Source organism: Oleiphilus sp. HI0086 (genome assembly GCF_001635225.1).
This window is the reverse complement of record NZ_LWFZ01001140.1, coordinates 1-715: the sequence shown is the minus strand read 5'-3', so window position 1 is coordinate 715 and position 715 is coordinate 1. Positions and strand designations below refer to the sequence as shown.

Genomic DNA, 715 nt, shown 5'->3' with positions numbered 1-715 from the left:
TGAAACCCTTGAAAGCGGCGTATACCTTGGTCTTCAGTTAGCACTATAAGACTCAGGAGAGCACTGCAAACGCAGAGACTAAGCCGGATTCATCAGATAAACTAATGTGTATAGTCTCTGCACCCATTTCTTCCATTTTTAATTTTGCTTTTTGGTGCAAGACAGCAACAGGTTGCCCGCTCACCGAATGCGCGAGCTCTATATCATGCCAGGTAATACCCTGAGAGACCCCAGTACCCAAAGCCTTTGATACAGCTTCTTTGACAGCAAAACGCTTAGCTAAGAAGTTGTCTGGACGATTCGATTCAAGAAAGGAGTCAAACTCGTTGGGGGATAATATCCGCTTTGCAAAGCGCTCTCCATAACGCTCGAGGGATCTGGCAATTCTCTGGATTTCAACCAGGTCATTGCCAATACCTTTAACAGTCATAATTCACTATTAGCTCGTAGATTGTATTAAGGCATTCATTTCACGAACCGCATCCTTTATGCCAACAAACAAAGCCCTAGCAATGATACTATGCCCTATATTGAGTTCGTTAATACCGGGTATGGCCGCTATCGCATGCGTATTATGATAGTGCAAACCGTGCCCTGCATTAACAATCAGGCCATGAGACAAGGCCAAGTTCAAACCACTACGAATCCTTCCTAACTCTGCTTGCAATTCAAGCGGATCCTTACACTCGGCATAATGCCCTGTGTGAATCTCAAT

2 protein-coding genes are annotated in these 715 nt (G+C 44.6%); both read right to left on the bottom strand.

All coding sequences use genetic code 11. The features are described from left to right. Positions 1-52: 52 nt before the first annotated feature. Positions 53-430, bottom strand: coding sequence for a holo-ACP synthase (gene acpS / locus A3756_RS20110; RefSeq protein WP_068507884.1), 378 nt, complete (start codon positions 428-430; stop codon positions 53-55). Positions 431-439: 9 nt separating this feature from the next. Beyond that, a partial coding sequence (locus A3756_RS20105; protein ID WP_197481409.1) for a pyridoxine 5'-phosphate synthase occupies positions 440-715 on the bottom strand: 276 nt, incomplete at its 5' end.

Coding starts and splice junctions, on each gene's coding strand:
- acpS (WP_068507884.1), bottom strand. CDS start 430: ATGACTGTTAAAGGTATTGGCAATGACCTGGTTGAAATCCAGAGAATT.